The sequence below is a fragment of the Streptomyces sp. NPDC059850 genome (genome assembly GCF_042731515.1).
Classification (GTDB): domain Bacteria; phylum Actinomycetota; class Actinomycetes; order Streptomycetales; family Streptomycetaceae; genus Streptomyces.
Map to the genome: position 1 here is coordinate 1 of NZ_JBHWJI010000005.1, position 15,497 is coordinate 15,497.

Consider the following 15,497-nt stretch of genomic DNA (forward strand, 5'->3'; position numbering starts at 1 on the left):
GGTTGATAGGCCAGATATGGAAGCCGGGTAACCGGTGGAGTTGACTGGTACTAATAGGCCGAGGGCTTGTCCTCAGTTGCTCGCGTCCACTGTGTTGGTTCTGAAATAACGAACTGTGTCATCATCCGGTTTGTTTGTTTCATAGTGTTTCGGTGGTCAAAGCGTTAGGGAAACGCCCGGTTACATTCCGAACCCGGAAGCTAAGCCTTTCAGCGCCGATGGTACTGCAGGGGGGACCCTGTGGGAGAGTAGGACGCCGCCGAACAATCTTTAGCCTCGGTCCCGAGCATTTCATGCTCGGGACCGAGGCATTTTTGCGTTCAGCACCAGGTTCCCAGTCGAACTGTTGTATCACCGGATCGAGTGAAACGGGGCTGTGGCCCTGGCGCGGCGTGTGGGGGACCGCTCAGAATCGCCAGCAGGAGGGGTGAGGAGAAGCGGGGGTGCCCTATGAGGGTGATGCAGGTCGGGAGGGCGGTGGAGGTGGCGTCAGGGCCCGTTATGGGGTCGGCTCTGACGCCATCACCTGCCACCGTCACCACATCAGTTGCCGTAGCCCGCGGCGCGGGCGAGTTCGAGGTCGAGTGCCTCGCGCCGGATGCGCTGGTCCATGTAGAGGAGAGCGGTCACACCGGCGCTGATCGGAAAGGTGATGGACGAGCTGATCACCCCGCCGATGCCGACGACGATCAGGAAGGCCCAGCCGACGGAGACGGACTCGCCGGACAGGTAGTCGATGGCGCTGTCCCCGCCGAGCACCATCGCGACGGCGCTGGTCGGTACCTCGACGATGGCGGCCACGAGGAAGACCAGCACGATGGAGAGCAGCTGGATGCCGAAGACGCGCCACCACGCTCCGCGTACGAGCTTGGCCGAGCGGCGCAGCGCGGAGATGATGCCCTGCTTCTCCAGCATCAACGCCGGGGCTGCGAGGCTGAAGCGGACCCACAGCCAGATGGCGACGCCCGTTCCCGCGAGGGCTCCGAGCGAGGCGAGCGCGGCGCCCTCGCTGCCCACGCCGGCCGCCACGAGGAGCATCCCCGGAGCCATGCCCAGGCCGATGACGCCCGCAGTGATGGCCGGGATGAGCAGGAGCAGACCGCACAGCTGAAGCAGCCGCGGCCGGGCACCGCCCCAGGCCTCCCCGGTGGACACTGGGCGGCCCAAGACCGCCCGGGCGGTGACCATGGTCAGCAGGGCGGTGGTGACGATGGTGCCCAGCACGCCGACGAGCAGGGTCACCGAGCTGCTGCCCAGAGCGCCGCGCACGGCCTCCAGGGCCTCGCCGAGCGTGGGGTCCGGCTTGTCGACCGTGCCGGTGCCGGAGGTCGTGCGGAACCACAGGCCGGTGACGACGGTGATCAGTCCCTGGGTCACGACCGAGACGGCCAGCGAGATGCCGAGGACCGTGCGCCAGTGGGCACGCATGGTGGCGATCGCGCCATCGAGGATCTCGCTCACACCGAGCGGCCGCAGCGGGACGACGCCGGGGCGGGGTACGGGTGGTGGCTGTCGCCAGCCAGTGCCCCAGCCGGGGCCGTTCGCCGGTCCGGCAGGTTGCGGGGGCGGCGGGGTGGAGATGCCGCCGCCCGGGGCCGACCAGCGTCCGGCGGGCGGCTGCCGCTTGGCCCAGGTGGCGCCCCGCGCAGGCCGCTCCGGCGCGGGGTGGTCGACGGGCTCGTTCGGCTGCTGACTGCCGTGGTCGGGCTCGTCGGAAGGGGACGATCCGGGCGGAGCCCAGCCCGGAGAGTCGTTCATCGTCGCTCCGTAGGTCGTTCGTTGGCCGGTCGCCCATGCGGCGACGGCCGCTTCGTAGCCATCGTGCCACGGTGGGTTGTGGTGCGTACCGGTCGCCGGGGCTGGCTGACCACTTCATCAGAGGGTGCCGCAGGGGGCAGACTGGGCGGATGGCTGATCAGCACCGGGTCTCCCCGGAAGGCGCCGCGGCGCCCACTGCTTTCGCACTGCGCTGGGAGGAACCACCGGAGGGGCCCGTCGTGGTGCTCCTCGACCAGACCCGGCTTCCCGCCGAGGAGGTCGAGCTGGTGTGCACCGATGTGCCGATGCTGGTGGAGGCGATCCGCTCACTGGCCGTACGAGGCGCCCCGCTGCTCGGCATCGCCGGGGCCTATGGGGTCGCCCTCGCCGCGGCGCGTGGCTTCGATGTGGACGAGGCCGCCGAGTCGCTCGCCCATGCCCGCCCCACCGCCGTCAACCTCGGCTACGGCGTGCGCCGGGCCGCCGCCGCGTACCACGCGGCAATCCGAGACGGGGCGAGTCCCGACCGGGCCGCCGCTGCCGCGCTCGCCGAGGCCCGCACCCTGCACCGTGAGGACGCCGAGGCCAGCGAGCGGATGGTCGGGCACGGCCAGGCGCTCCTCGGCGAGCTGCTGCCCGCCGGGCGCTACCGCATCCTCACCCACTGCAACACCGGTGGGCTGGTCTCCGGCGGTGAGGGCACCGCCCTGGCCGTGGTCAAGGCGGTGCACCGGGCCGGGCAGCTGCGGCGGCTCTGGGTGGACGAGACCCGTCCGCTGTTCCAGGGATCCCGCTTGACGGCGTACGAGGCGGCGCGGGAGGGCATGGCCTACACGCTGCTCACCGACAACGCGGCGGGGTCGCTGTTCGCGGCCGGGGAAGTGGACGCGGTGCTGATAGGCGCGGACCGGATAGCCGCCGACGGCTCGGTGGCCAACAAGGTCGGCAGCTATCCGCTCGCGGTGCTGGCCCGCTACCACCATGTGCCGTTCATCGTGGTGGCTCCGACCACCACGGTGGATCCGGAGACCCCGGACGGGGCGGCGATCGAGGTCGAGCAGCGGCCCGGGCATGAGGTGACGGACGTCATAGTGCCGCATGTTCCGGGTCCCGGTGCCGAGACGGCGATGGGAGTTCCGTTGGCCCCACTGGGCACGCAGGCGTTCAACCCGGCCTTTGACGTCACCCCGCCGGAGCTGGTGACCGCGATCGTCACCGAGCGTGGTGTCGTCGCTCCGGTCACCGAGGGAGGTATCGCAGAGCTGTGCGCCAGGTCACGATCAGGTAATGGGATGATGGCCTCATGAAGGGACGCGTCCTTGTCGTCGACGACGACACCGCACTGGCAGAGATGCTCGGCATCGTGCTGCGCGGCGAAGGCTTTGAACCGTCGTTCGTCTCGGACGGAGACAAGGCTCTTGCCGCCTTCCGCGAGGCCAAGCCGGATCTGGTGCTGCTCGACCTCATGCTGCCCGGACGGGACGGAATCGAGGTGTGCCGGCTGATCCGGGCCGAGTCCGGGGTGCCGATCGTCATGCTCACCGCCAAGAGCGACACGGTCGACGTGGTGGTCGGGCTGGAGTCCGGTGCCGATGACTACATCGTCAAGCCGTTCAAGCCGAAGGAGCTGGTGGCCCGCATCCGGGCGCGGCTGCGGCGGTCCGAGGACCCGACGCCGGAGCAGCTGGCGATCGGCGATCTGGTGATCGACGTCGCCGGGCACTCGGTGAAGCGGGAGGGGCAGTCGATAGCACTGACCCCGCTGGAGTTCGATCTGCTGGTGGCCCTGGCCCGTAAGCCGTGGCAGGTGTTCACCCGCGAGGTGCTGCTGGAGCAGGTCTGGGGCTATCGGCACGCGGCCGATACCCGGCTGGTCAATGTCCATGTGCAGCGGCTGCGCTCCAAGGTCGAGAAGGACCCGGAGCGGCCGGAGATCGTGGTGACCGTGCGCGGCGTCGGCTACAAGGCCGGGCCCAGCTGAGATGACGGGTGGCGGCACGGCTCCGCGGCCCCAGGGTTCGGGAGGCGGGGCGCCGGAGAGCGGCCGGGCGGGGCGACCCGATCCGGCGGGTGACATTCCGTTGCTCCGGAGGCTGTGGAGCGGGGGGCATCTGCTGCCCGACGGGGCCTCCGGCGGACCGGCCCATCCCTTGATCCGGCTGTTCGGGCGGTGGGTGCGCCGTCCGCTGCTGCCCGCTGCCCGGCTGTGGCGGCGGAACATCCAGCTGCGGGTGGTGGCCACCACGCTGCTGATGTCGCTCGGCGTGGTGATCCTGCTGGGCTTGGTCGTCATCGGCCAGGTGCGCAACGGGCTGCTCGACGCCAAGCGGCACGCCGCGCAGGGCCAGGCCGTGGGCGGGTTCGAGGTGGCCGAGCAGATGGCCGACCGTAAGAGCGATTCCGGCGGCCAGGACGGCGCGGGCCCCGGCAGCCGCGGCGCCCAGGACGCCGGGGCCTGGCTGAACGCACTGGTGGAGCAGTTGGCCAGTGGTGGCAAGGGCGCGTATTCGGTGGTCGCGCTCAGCTCCGACTCCGGTGAGACGCCCTATGTGGCCAGCCGCGGCCCCCGGGCCTCCGGTGACGTCAAGGCGGACAGCGTGCCCGCCGACCTGCGGCAGCGGGTGGACGAGGGCCGGACCGCGCCGTACGAGCAGTACGGGCGGATCGAGCACCTCGGCTCCGGCGACAGCGAGGCCGCGCTGATCATCGGCAAGCGGCTGGACGACAACCACGGCGACGCCTATCAGCTGTACTACCTCTTCCCCTTCACCCAGGAGGAGAAGTCGCTGAGCCTGGTGAAGGGCACGCTGGCCACGGCCGGGGTGTTCGTGGTGGTGCTGCTCGGCGCCATCGCGTGGGTGGTGGTGCGGCAGGTCGTCACGCCGGTGCGGATGGCGGCCGGGATCTCCGAGCGGCTGGCGGCAGGTCTGCTGCAGGAGCGGATGAAGGTCACCGGGGAGGACGACATCGCCCGCCTCGGCGAGGCGTTCAACAAGATGGCCCAGAACCTTCAGCTCAAGATCCAGCAGCTGGAGGAGCTGTCCCGGATGCAGCGGCGGTTCGTCTCGGACGTCTCGCATGAGCTGCGCACACCGCTGACGACCGTGCGGATGGCGGCGGACGTCATCTACGAGGGGCGCGAGGACTTCGATCCGATCACGGCGCGCTCCGCCGAACTGCTGTGGGGCCAGGTCGACCGCTTCGAGTCGCTGCTCTCCGATCTGCTGGAGATCAGCCGGTTCGACGCGGGCGCGGCCGCCCTGGAGGCCGACCAGATCGATCTGCGCGATGTGGTGAACCGGGTGGTCGACGGGGCCGAGCCGCTGGCCGACGCCAAGGGCACCCGGATCGTGGTGCGCGGTGCCGAGGCGCCGGTGGTGGCGGAGGCGGACGCCCGCCGGGTGGAGCGGGTGCTGCGCAATCTGGTGGTCAACGCCGTGGAGCACGGCGAGGGCCGGGACGTGGTGGTGCGGCTCGCGGCGGCGGGCGGCGCGGTCGCCGTGGCCGTGCGGGACTACGGGGTGGGGCTGAAGCCCGGCGAGGCGACGCGGGTGTTCAACCGCTTCTGGCGGGCCGATCCGGCGCGCGCCCGGACGACCGGCGGCACCGGTCTCGGGCTGTCGATCGCGGTGGAGGACGCGCGGCTGCACGGTGGCTGGCTCCAGGCGTGGGGCGAGCCCGGTGGCGGGTCGCAGTTCCGGCTGACGCTGCCGCGCGCGGCGGGCGATGTGCTGCGCGGTTCGCCGATCCCGCTGGAGCCCGACGACTCCCGGCGCAACCGGCAGCCGGCCGACAACGGGCAGGCGCAGCCGGCGGCGGAGCGGCTGGCCTCGGTGCCCGCGCAGCCCCGCTCCGCGCTGCCGCCCGCCGACGCCCCGATGCCCTCGGCCGACCCCACGGCGCTGCCGGGGAACGGGGCGCGGGTCGTGCGCGGAGCCGCGGAGCCGTCGTACGGGGAGGCCAGGGAGCCCCGGGAGCGCCGCGAGCGAACGACACCGAACGAAGGGGAGGGCCGCCCCCGTGGGCGCTGACCGTGCCGACCGCCACCGTTCCCGCTCCGGCGCGTACCGCCGTGCGCGGGGCACGGGCACGCTGCTCGCGTGTGGTGTGCTGCTGCTCACCGGCTGTGCCTCGATGCCCGACAGCGGGGATGTGCGCAGGGTCGACTCCTCGCCGCGCTCCGATGTGGATTCGCAGGTCCGGGTGTATGGGGTGAGCCCGGGCAAGGGCGAGCAGCCCGCGGAGCTGGTCTCCGGCTTCCTGGAGGCCACGACGAGCGACGAGGAGAACTTCGCCACCGCGAAGGAGTATCTGACCCGGGGCGCGTCCAAGGACTGGGATCCGTTCGCGCGGACCACGGTGTTGGAGCAGGCGCCGGATGTGCGGGTGGAGACCGATCCCGGCGACCGGGACGGCAACAGCAAGACGGTCGTGCTGTCCGGCGAGCGGATCGCCACGGTGGACGCGACCCACGCCTACCGGCCCGATGAGCAGAGGTACGAGGAGCGCATCCACCTCACCCTGCGCGGGTCGGAGTGGCGGATCGACGGGCCGCCGCCGGGGCTGGTGCTCGGCGAGTCCGACTTCCAGCGCATCTACCACTCGGTCAACAAGTACTACTTCGCGAAGCTGGGCCCGGACGCCGAGGACTCCCGGGTGGGGGACGAGGTCCTGGTCGCCGATCCGGTCTATCTGCGGCGGCGCATCAATCCGGTCACCGCGACCGTGAAGGCGCTGCTGGACGGCCCGACGGACTGGCTGGATCCGGTGGTCAGCACGGCCTTCCCGGCCGGTACGGGGCTCGGCCGCCACACCGACAAGCTGTCGCTGGACGATTCGAACGTGCTGAAGGTCCGGCTGAGCGACCAGGCGGCGCAGATCAGCCCGGGCCGCTGTGCCCGGATGGCGGCGCAGACGCTGTTCACGGTGCAGGACCTCTGGGAGGGGTCGGACGAGGTCAGCGGGGTGCGGCTGGAGCGGCAGAGCGGTTCCGAGCTGTGCGCCCAGTCGAGTGACGCGGCGCGCGCGTACGCCCCGGACCATGTCATCGGGCGGCCCCAGCACCAGTACTTCGTGGACGCGCAGCACCGGATGGTCCGGCTGTCCGACGACGAGGACAAGCCACGGCCGGTTCCAGGGCCGTTCGGCGCGGATGGCGCGGGTCTTGGCACCGTGGCGGTCTCGCGCGACGAGCGGGACGCGGCGGCGGTCAGCGAGGACGGCCGGTCGCTGTATGTGACGGAGCTGTCGTCGGGTGCCGAGCGGGGCCGGGTGCGGGTGCACAGCCAGGGCGGCAGCCCCGAGCACGGGCTGACGGCGCCCAGCTGGGACGGGCTGGGCGGGCTGTGGGTGGCCGACCGGGACCCGCAGCGGCCGCGGCTGCTGCGGCTGCGCGGCGGTACCGGCCAGGCGGACGAGGTCGAGCTGCCCGCGCTCGACGGTGGCCGGATCACGGCGCTGCGGGTGTCCGCGGACGGCACGAGGATCGCGATGCTGGTCAAGCGGGACGGGCATACGACGCTGCGGCTGGGCCGGATCGAGCGGCGCGGCACGGCGGACGATCCGAAGCTGTCGGTGCGGGCGCTGCACGCGATCGCGCCGAAGCTGCAGGACGTCGACACCGCGTCCTGGGCGGGGGACAGCCGCCTGGTGGTCGCGGGCCGTGAGTCGGACGGTGTGCAGCAGCTGCAGTACGTGGAGACGGACGGCTCCCCGGCGGACCTGCCGGAGGTCCCGGGGCCGAACGGGGTGGAGACGGTCGCCGCCTCGGAGGACCAGACCCGGCCGCTGATCGCCGAGACCAGGGAGAACGGCATCGTCCGGCTGCTGCCGAACACGGACTGGAAGACCGTCGACGAGGACGGTTCAGGGCCGGTGTACCCCGGATAGCCGTATGGCGGGGGAGGCAGAAGCGGCCTTCTAACGGCCTGCGCCGGCGCGGGGGCGGCCGGTTGTCCACATGCGCGTGGTTTTCCACAGGGGGTGGCGGCCCGGGCGGTGTGACGGGACAGTGGGGCCATGCGGGGCTGGTGGCAGGAGATCGCCGATCTGGTGCTGCCGGCCGACTGCGCGGGATGCGGTCGGCCGGGTGGCCCGCTGTGCGACGGGTGTCATGGGGCGCTGCGTGGGCCCGGGGCGCGTCGGGTGCTGCCGAGCCCGGTGCCGCCGGGGCTGCCGATGGTCCACGCGGCCGTGGATTACGTGGACGAGGCCCGCGCGGTGCTGCTCGCGCACAAGGAGCGGGGAGCGCTGCGGCTGGCGGGGCCGCTGGGCGAGGCGCTGGCCGGTGCGGTGCGGGCGGCGGCCTGCGGGGCTGTGCCCCGGGCCCCGGGAAGGCCACCGCTGCTGCTGGTGCCGGTGCCCTCGGCGCGGCGTGCGGTGGGGGCGCGGGGCCATGATCCGGCCCGGCGTATCGCGTGCGCGGCGGCGGGCGTGCTGCGCCGCGAGGGGTGTCCCGTGCGGGTGCCCGCGGTGCTGCGGCAGCGGCGCCGGGTGACCGACCAGTCGGGTCTTGGCGCCCGTCAGCGCCGGGCGAACGTGACGGGGGCGCTGGAGGCCGTGCCGGGTGGCGGGCGGCTCCTGGTGGCGGGTCCGGTGGTGCTGGTGGACGATCTGATGACGACGGGGGCCTCGCTCGCGGAGGCGGCACGGGCGGTGACGGAGGCGGGCGGACAGGTCGTGGGCGGTGCGGTGGTGGCCGCGCCACAGGCCCCCGCGCCGGGGATCGCCACCCCGCCGGTCCTCGCGCCTTCGGTGTCTTCCGGGCGTCTCAGACCCTTCGCGAGCGATAAGCGGAACTGAATACGAAGCCGCGTCGTTGCAGGCTGTAAGGATGCCAAAGCACCTGATCGGAGGTACGGCCCGGTAGGGGGTGCCGACATCCGCCCGGGCGAGCTATGTTCGGTTGTGAGGAGTGGCAGGTGCTATGACTCGCAAATCCGCTTGGCGTGCTTTGGGTGCTTTCTTGTGAGCCGTTAACCGATACGGGGTGGACTTGTTCCCCGTGGGAAGGAGAGGTGAAAGCCGCCAAGCCGGTGGCTCCGGAAGACGCCGGAGCCTAGTGCACAAGGGATGAGCTCCGGTGGATGATCCGGAGCGACCCGGGAACGGAGTTCTGCGTGGACATCGTCGTCAAGGGCCGTAAAACAGATGTGCCCGAGCGGTTCCGGAAGCACGTGGCCGAGAAGCTGAAGCTGGATAAGATCCAGAAGCTCGACGGCAAGGTGATCAGCCTCGACGTCGAGGTGTCCAAGGAGCACAACCCGCGTCAGGCCGACCGGTCGGACCGAGTGGAGATCACCCTTCGCTCCCGTGGCCCGGTCATCCGGGCGGAGGCCGCGGCGGCCGATCCGTACGCAGCGCTGGACCTGGCGGCCGGCAAGCTGGAAGCGCGGATGCGCAAGCAGCACGACAAGCGCCACACCCGGCGCGGTAACGGTCGCATTCCGGCCAGCGACGTGGCCATCACGGTGCCCAACGCGGCACGTATCAACGGGCATGGCGACATCGCCGCCCAGCGCACCCCGTCCGACACGGTGCCGACCACCCGGATGGGACCCCTGGAAGTCCAGGGCGAAGGCCCCCTCGTGGTCCGTGAGAAGACCCATGCCGCGGTCCCGATGACGCTCGACCAGGCTCTCTACGAGATGGAGCTGGTCGGGCACGATTTCTATCTGTTCGTCGACTCCGACACCAGCCATCCCAGCGTCGTCTACCGGCGGCATGGCTATGACTACGGGGTCATTCATCTTCAGCCGGAGGCGTTCGCCGGGGAGGAGCCCGGTGGCGCGGGCGGCGCGCTCGGCGCCTGAGGCCCACTAAAGCCCGACCGCTTCTGGGCGGGTGCACAGAGAGTGAGCGGGATCGCGCGGTGGATGCGCCGCGCGGTCCCGTGGCCGGTCCGGGCATGAAATCATGGCTCGACGGCCAACCGGCATGGGGAAACGACTGGTTGATGCCGTACCGCACCGTGCACCGCAGAGTGCAACCGCAAGGGCCATGGCCTTCAGGGGGAGGAACGATGGCGGACAGCTTCGGGCCCGTGTCCGACGATGGCGATGACCAACGCCTGGGGCCGGACAGGGGCGAGTCGCGCAAGGAGCCGATTCGGGTCCTCGTAGTGGACGACCACGCACTCTTCCGGCGTGGGTTGGAGATCGTCCTGGCCCAGGAGGAGGACATTCAGGTCGTCGGCGAGGCCGGGGACGGCGCCGAGGCCGTGGACAAGGCGGCGGATCTGCTGCCGGACATCGTCCTGATGGATGTGCGCATGCCCAAGCGCGGGGGGATCGAGGCCTGCACGTCGATCAAGGAAGTGGCACCCAGCGCCAAGATCATCATGCTGACGATCAGCGATGAGGAGGCCGACCTCTACGACGCGATCAAGGCGGGCGCCACCGGCTATCTGCTCAAGGAGATCTCGACCGACGAGGTGTCGACCGCGATCCGGGCGGTGGCCGACGGTCAGTCGCAGATCAGCCCGTCGATGGCGGCCAAGCTCCTCACCGAGTTCAAGTCGATGATCCAGCGCACCGACGAGCGGCGGCTGGTGCCGGCGCCCCGGCTCACCGACCGTGAGCTGGAGGTGCTGAAGCTGGTGGCCACCGGCATGAACAACCGCGACATCGCCAAGGAACTGTTCATCAGCGAGAACACCGTGAAGAACCACGTCCGGAACATCCTGGAGAAGCTGCAGCTGCACTCCCGGATGGAGGCCGTGGTCTACGCGATGCGGGAGAAGATCCTCGAGATCAGGTGAGCGGGGACGGAACCGGCCGCGGTCACGTGACCGCGGCCGCCAGCGGGGCGGCCAGCTCCGGGCGGTTGACGCGCTCGATCCGCACCGCGTCGCAGCCCACCCAGCCCGCCGCCTCGCGCAGCGCCTCCGCCATCGGTGCCACGGCCTTCGGCGTGTCCAGCGACACCTGCCGTGCCACCAGCGTGGTCCCCTCACGGGCCGGATCGACCCGGCCGAGCAGCCGCCCACCCGACAGCAGCGGCATGGCGAAGTAGCCGTACACCCGCTTGGGGCGGGGCACATACGCCTCCAGCCGATGGGTGAAGCCGAAGATCCGCTCGGTGCGCGCCCGGTCCCATATCAGCGAGTCGAAGGGCGACAGCAGGGTCGTGCGGTGCCGTCCGCGCGGGGTGGTGGCCAGCGCCTCGGGGTCCGCCCAGGCCGCCTTCTCCCAGCCCGCGACCGACACCGGCACCAGCCCCGAGTCCGCGATCACCGCGTCGACCTGCTCCGCCTTGAGCCGGTGGTAGTCCGCGAGGTCCGCCCGGGTGCCCACGCCGAGGGACTGGCCCGCGAGCCGCACCAGCCGCCGCAGACACTCCGCGTCGTCCAGGTCGTCATGGAGCAGCGCGTCCGGCACGGCGCGCTCCGCCAGGTCGTACACCCGCTTCCAGCCGCGCCGCTCCACGCACACCACCTCGCCGTACGTGAGCGCGCGCTCGACGCCGACCTTCGCCGCCGACCAGTCCCACCACGGGCCGCCGTTCTTGGCGCCGCCCAGCTCGGTCGCGGTCAGCGGGCCCTCGGCCCGGAGCTGCGCCACCACCTTCTCGTACACCCCGTCCGGCAGCTCGTGGTGCCAGTGCGGGCGGGCGCGGTAGGCGCGGCGGCGGAAGGCGAAGTGCGGCCACTCCTCGATGGGCAGCACACAGGCCGCGTGCGACCAGTACTCGAAGGCGTGGGTGCCGGTCCAGTACGCCGACTCGACCGCCGGGCGGCCGACCGCGCCCAGCCGCGCGTACGGAATCAGCTCGTGCGAGCGGGCCAGCACCGAGATCGTGTCCAGCTGCACCGCGCCCAGATGGCGCAGCACGCCGCGCACCCCACCGCGCCGGTCGGGCGCGCCCAGGAACCCCTGGGCGCGCAGCGCGATCCGGCGCGCCTCGTCGGCGGACAAGCTGACCTCGGGCTTGCGGTTCGCGATGGCCCCGGCGGTGGGATTCGTCATGCGCGCCACCGTAGTGGGGAGCACTGACAACGCCCCGTCCCGAGAGCCACCTCAGACCGGCGCGGGGAGATACGGAGTGGCCGTGGGCAGGCCCCAGTCGGAGGGCAGCAGCGCGCCCCGCCAGGCGTCCCGCCGGGTGCCCTCGCGGACGATGCCCGCCCGGTCCGTCCCCTCCATCCGGAAGCCCACGGCGAGCGCGACCGCGCGCGACGCCTCGTTCCCGGCCTCCGTGGACCACTCCAGCCGCTCCACGCCCAGCGCGGTGAAGGCCCACTCGGCCACCGCCCGGGCCGCCTCGCCCGTGTAGCCGCGCCGCCGGTGCTGCCGTGCCGTCCAGTAGCCCAGCTCGGCCTGGCGCTCGGGGCTGTGCAGCCGGGCCAGCCGTATCAGGCCCATGGCCCCGACGAGTTCCCCCTCGGATCCCTCGGAGTCCCCGGCGCCCTCGCCCCTGGTGACCAGCGCGAAGTTATAGGTGCGGTCGTCCCGCCAGCCCTCCGGGCAGGTCCGCCGTACGAAGTCCTCGGCGTGCGCGCGGGCGTACGGAGCGGGCACGTGGGTCCAGCGCAGGATGTCCGGGTCCTGACAGGCGGCGTGGACCGCCGGAGCGTCGGACGGCCGGAAGGGGCGCAGCACGAGTCGCTCGGTGGTGAGGGTGACGGGCTCCATGGGCCGAGTCTGGTCCGCTGCCGCGCGGGGCCGCGAGTGGTTTTGGGGAATTCGGGGGCACCCCGGCGACCTCTCACGCGTTGACACGGTGTGGTGACACCCGGCCCGCGTGGTGACGGACCTCCCGGCCAGGCGGGGTCTGTCTTACGATGGCCGTTGCGGCGGGGCTTGTGCCCCTTGACAATGCCGCGCCAGCGCACCCCACAACCGTGCCAGGCCCGACCGGCAAGGAGCCAGCCTACGTGTCCGTCTTCAACAAGCTCATGCGTGCAGGCGAAGGAAAGATCCTGCGCAAGCTGCACCGCATCGCGGACCAGGTAAATTCCATCGAAGAGGACTTCCTGTCGCTCTCCGACGCCGAGCTGCGTGCCCTCACCGACGAGTACAAGGAGCGGTACGCCGACGGCGAAAGCCTCGACGACCTGATGCCGGAGGCGTTCGCGACGGTGCGCGAGGCGGCCAAGCGAGTGCTTGGCCAGCGTCACTACGACGTCCAGCTCATGGGCGGCGCCGCGCTGCACCTCGGGTACGTCGCCGAGATGAAGACCGGTGAGGGCAAGACCCTGGTGGGTACCCTGCCCGCCTATCTGAACGCGCTGTCCGACAAGGGCGTCCACCTGATCACGGTGAACGACTATCTGGCCGAGCGTGACTCCGAATGGATGGGCCGGGTGCACAAGTTCCTCGGCCTCGAGGTCGGCTGCATCCTCGCCAACATGACCCCGGCGCAGCGCCGCGAGCAGTACGCGTGCGACATCACCTACGGCACGAACAACGAGTTCGGCTTCGACTATCTGCGCGACAACATGGCGTGGTCGCAGGACGAGCTGGTGCAGCGCGGCCACAACTTCGCGATCGTCGACGAGGTCGACTCGATCCTGGTGGACGAGGCCCGTACGCCGCTGATCATCTCCGGCCCGGCCGACCAGGCCACCAAGTGGTACGGCGACTTCGCCAAGCTCGTCCTCCGGCTGACCCGGGGCGAGGCGGCCAACCTCCAGCGGGGCCAGGAGGAGACCGGCGACTACGAGGTCGACGAGAAGAAGCGCACCGTCGGCATCCACGAGTCCGGTGTGACCAAGGTCGAGGACTGGCTGGGCATCGACAATCTGTACGAGTCCGTCAACACTCCGCTGGTCGGCTATCTGAACAACGCCATCAAGGCCAAGGAGCTGTTCAAGAAGGACAAGGACTACGTCGTCATCGACGGCGAAGTCATGATCGTCGACGAGCACACCGGCCGTATCCTCGCCGGTCGCCGCTACAACGAGGGCATGCACCAGGCGATCGAGGCGAAGGAAGCGGTGGAGATCAAGGACGAGAACCAGACTCTCGCCACGATCACCCTGCAGAACTTCTTCCGCCTCTACGACAAGCTCTCCGGCATGACCGGTACGGCGATGACCGAGGCCGCCGAGTTCCACCAGATCTACAAGCTGGGCGTCGTCCCGATCCCGACCCACCGGCCCCTCGCCCGCGTCGACCAGTCCGACCTGATCTACCGCACCGAGGTCGCCAAGTTCGACGCGGTCGTCGATGACATCGTCGAGAAGCACGAGAAGGGCCAGCCGGTCCTGGTCGGCACGACCTCCGTGGAGAAGTCCGAGTATCTGTCGCAGCAGCTCGCCAAGCGCGGTGTGCCGCACGAGGTGCTGAACGCGAAGCAGCACGACCGGGAGGCGACGATCGTCGCCCAGGCGGGCCGCAGGGGCGCCGTCACGGTCGCGACGAACATGGCCGGCCGTGGTACGGACATCAAGCTCGGCGGCAACCCCGACGACCTCGCCGAGGCCGAGCTGCGCCAGCGCGGTCTCGACCCGCTGGAGCACTCCGAGGAGTGGGCGGCCGCGCTGCCCGCCGCCCTGGAGAAGGCCGAGGCCGCGGTCAAGGCCGAGTTCGAGGAGGTCAAGGATCTCGGCGGGCTGTATGTGCTGGGCACCGAGCGCCATGAGTCGCGCCGTATCGACAACCAGCTGCGCGGTCGTTCCGGCCGTCAGGGCGACCCCGGCGAGTCCCGCTTCTACCTCTCGCTCGGCGACGACCTGATGCGGCTGTTCAAGGCGCAGATGGTCGAGCGTGTGATGGCGATGGCCAACGTTCCCGACGACGTACCGATCGAGAACAAGATGGTCACCCGCGCCATCGCCTCCGCCCAGTCGCAGGTCGAGCAGCAGAACTTCGAGACCCGTAAGAACGTCCTGAAGTACGACGAGGTCCTCAACCGGCAGCGTGAGGTCATCTACGGCGAGCGCCGCCGCGTCCTGGAGGGCGAGGATCTGCAGGAGCAGGTCGTCCACTTCATGAACGACACGATCGACGCGTACATCCAGGCGGAGACCGTCGAGGGCTTCGCGGAGGAGTGGGACCTGGACCGGCTGTGGGGCGCGTTCAAGCAGCTCTACCCGGTCAAGGTGACCGTCGACGAGCTGGAGGAGGAGACCGGCGACCGCGCCGGGATCACCGCCGAGTTCATCGGTGACGCCATCAAGGACGACATCCACCAGCAGTACGAGACCCGTGAGGAGCAGCTCGGCTCCGAGATCATGCGCGAGCTGGAGCGGCGCGTCGTGCTGTCCGTGCTGGACCGCAAGTGGCGCGAGCACCTGTACGAGATGGACTACCTCCAGGAGGGCATCGGGCTGCGCGCGATGGCCCAGAAGGACCCGCTGGTCGAGTACCAGCGCGAGGGCTTCGACATGTTCCAGGCCATGATGGAGGGGATCAAGGAGGAGTCGGTCGGCTACCTGTTCAACCTGGAGGTCCAGGTCGAGCAGCAGGTCGAGGAGGTCCCGGTCGAGGACGCGGAGGCGAAGACCTCGCTGGACAAGGACGTGCAGGACGCGGTCCCGGCGGGCGCGGGCGCGTCGTCGACGGGTCGTCCCGAGATCCACGCCAAGGGCCTGGAGGCCCCGCAGCGGCCGGACCGGCTGCACTTCTCGGCCCCGACGGTGGACGGCGAGGGCGGCATCGTGGAAGGCGACTTCACCAACGGTGAGACCCCGCCCGCGCCGCGCTCCGAGTCCGACGGGCTGACCCGCGCGGAGCGGCGCAAGGCGGCCAAGGGCAGCCGCCGCCGTAAGAAGTAGCGCGCGCGGACCGACGCGAGAA

At 70.9% G+C, this 15,497-nt stretch carries 11 protein-coding genes and 1 rRNA gene; 9 read left to right on the top strand and 3 right to left on the bottom strand.

The window, feature by feature from the left end; genetic code table 11:
* Positions 1–148: 148 nt before the first annotated feature.
* Positions 149–265, top strand: a 5S ribosomal RNA gene (gene rrf / locus ACFV9T_RS05470).
* Between the two features lie 278 nt (positions 266–543).
* Here the strand turns inward: rrf and ACFV9T_RS05475 are convergent.
* Positions 544–1,758, bottom strand: coding sequence for a hypothetical protein (locus ACFV9T_RS05475; RefSeq protein WP_385436827.1), 1,215 nt, complete (start codon positions 1,756–1,758; stop codon positions 544–546).
* Positions 1,759–1,907: 149 nt separating this feature from the next.
* On the opposite strand from ACFV9T_RS05475, the gene mtnA reads away from it, so the two are divergent.
* The 7 genes from mtnA (at position 1,908) to ACFV9T_RS05510 (ending at position 10,516) form a co-directional block, all read left to right on the top strand.
* The gene (gene mtnA, locus ACFV9T_RS05480) at positions 1,908–3,065 is read left to right on the top strand and encodes an S-methyl-5-thioribose-1-phosphate isomerase (protein ID WP_385436829.1); all 1,158 of its coding nucleotides are present in this window, start codon (positions 1,908–1,910) and stop codon (positions 3,063–3,065) included.
* A complete protein-coding gene (gene mtrA, locus ACFV9T_RS05485) occupies positions 3,062–3,739 on the top strand; it encodes a two-component system response regulator MtrA (protein WP_385436830.1) in 678 nt (225 codons plus the stop codon). Before mtnA ends, mtrA begins: the two co-directional genes overlap by 4 nt.
* Before the next feature lies 1 nt (position 3,740).
* On the top strand, positions 3,741–5,789 hold the full coding sequence (gene mtrB, locus ACFV9T_RS05490; RefSeq protein ID WP_385436832.1) for an MtrAB system histidine kinase MtrB: 2,049 nt from the start codon (positions 3,741–3,743) through the stop codon (positions 5,787–5,789).
* The gene (locus tag ACFV9T_RS05495) at positions 5,779–7,647 is read left to right on the top strand and encodes an LpqB family beta-propeller domain-containing protein (RefSeq protein WP_385436834.1); all 1,869 of its coding nucleotides are present in this window, start codon (positions 5,779–5,781) and stop codon (positions 7,645–7,647) included. The genes mtrB and ACFV9T_RS05495 overlap by 11 nt, the downstream gene beginning before the upstream one ends.
* A 129-nt stretch (positions 7,648–7,776) precedes the next feature.
* Positions 7,777–8,559 (top strand): ComF family protein, encoded by a 783-nt coding sequence (locus tag ACFV9T_RS05500; protein WP_385436835.1) that lies wholly within the window; start codon positions 7,777–7,779, stop codon positions 8,557–8,559.
* A gap of 317 nt (positions 8,560–8,876) precedes the next feature.
* Positions 8,877–9,569, top strand: a complete 693-nt coding sequence (hpf, locus tag ACFV9T_RS05505) for a ribosome hibernation-promoting factor, HPF/YfiA family (RefSeq protein ID WP_385436836.1) — start codon at positions 8,877–8,879, stop codon at positions 9,567–9,569.
* Positions 9,570–9,778: 209 nt separating this feature from the next.
* Entirely contained in the window at positions 9,779–10,516 is a 738-nt protein-coding gene (locus tag ACFV9T_RS05510) for a response regulator (RefSeq protein ID WP_385436837.1), read from the top strand.
* A 22-nt stretch (positions 10,517–10,538) separates the two neighbouring features.
* On the opposite strand, the gene ACFV9T_RS05515 is transcribed toward ACFV9T_RS05510, so the two are convergent.
* Positions 10,539–11,723 (bottom strand): winged helix-turn-helix domain-containing protein, encoded by a 1,185-nt coding sequence (locus ACFV9T_RS05515; RefSeq protein ID WP_385436839.1) that lies wholly within the window; start codon positions 11,721–11,723, stop codon positions 10,539–10,541.
* Between the two features lie 51 nt (positions 11,724–11,774).
* Entirely contained in the window at positions 11,775–12,389 is a 615-nt protein-coding gene (locus ACFV9T_RS05520) for a GNAT family N-acetyltransferase (RefSeq protein ID WP_385436841.1), read from the bottom strand.
* A 242-nt stretch (positions 12,390–12,631) separates the two neighbouring features.
* Between ACFV9T_RS05520 and secA the strand changes: the two genes are divergently transcribed.
* Positions 12,632–15,475, top strand: a complete 2,844-nt coding sequence (secA, locus tag ACFV9T_RS05525) for a preprotein translocase subunit SecA (protein WP_385436842.1) — start codon at positions 12,632–12,634, stop codon at positions 15,473–15,475.
* Positions 15,476–15,497 lie beyond the last annotated feature (22 nt).

Excerpts from the sequence above, each read along its gene's own strand:
- ACFV9T_RS05475 (WP_385436827.1), bottom strand. The coding sequence starts at position 1,758 with ATGAACGACTCTCCGGGCTGGGCTCCGCCCGGATCGTCCCCTTCCGAC.
- mtnA (WP_385436829.1), top strand. The coding sequence starts at position 1,908 with ATGGCTGATCAGCACCGGGTCTCCCCGGAAGGCGCCGCGGCGCCCACT.
- mtrA (WP_385436830.1), top strand. The coding sequence starts at position 3,062 with ATGAAGGGACGCGTCCTTGTCGTCGACGACGACACCGCACTGGCAGAG.
- mtrB (WP_385436832.1), top strand. The coding sequence starts at position 3,741 with ATGACGGGTGGCGGCACGGCTCCGCGGCCCCAGGGTTCGGGAGGCGGG.
- ACFV9T_RS05500 (WP_385436835.1), top strand. The coding sequence starts at position 7,777 with ATGCGGGGCTGGTGGCAGGAGATCGCCGATCTGGTGCTGCCGGCCGAC.
- ACFV9T_RS05510 (WP_385436837.1), top strand. The coding sequence starts at position 9,779 with ATGGCGGACAGCTTCGGGCCCGTGTCCGACGATGGCGATGACCAACGC.
- ACFV9T_RS05515 (WP_385436839.1), bottom strand. The coding sequence starts at position 11,723 with ATGACGAATCCCACCGCCGGGGCCATCGCGAACCGCAAGCCCGAGGTC.
- ACFV9T_RS05520 (WP_385436841.1), bottom strand. The coding sequence starts at position 12,389 with ATGGAGCCCGTCACCCTCACCACCGAGCGACTCGTGCTGCGCCCCTTC.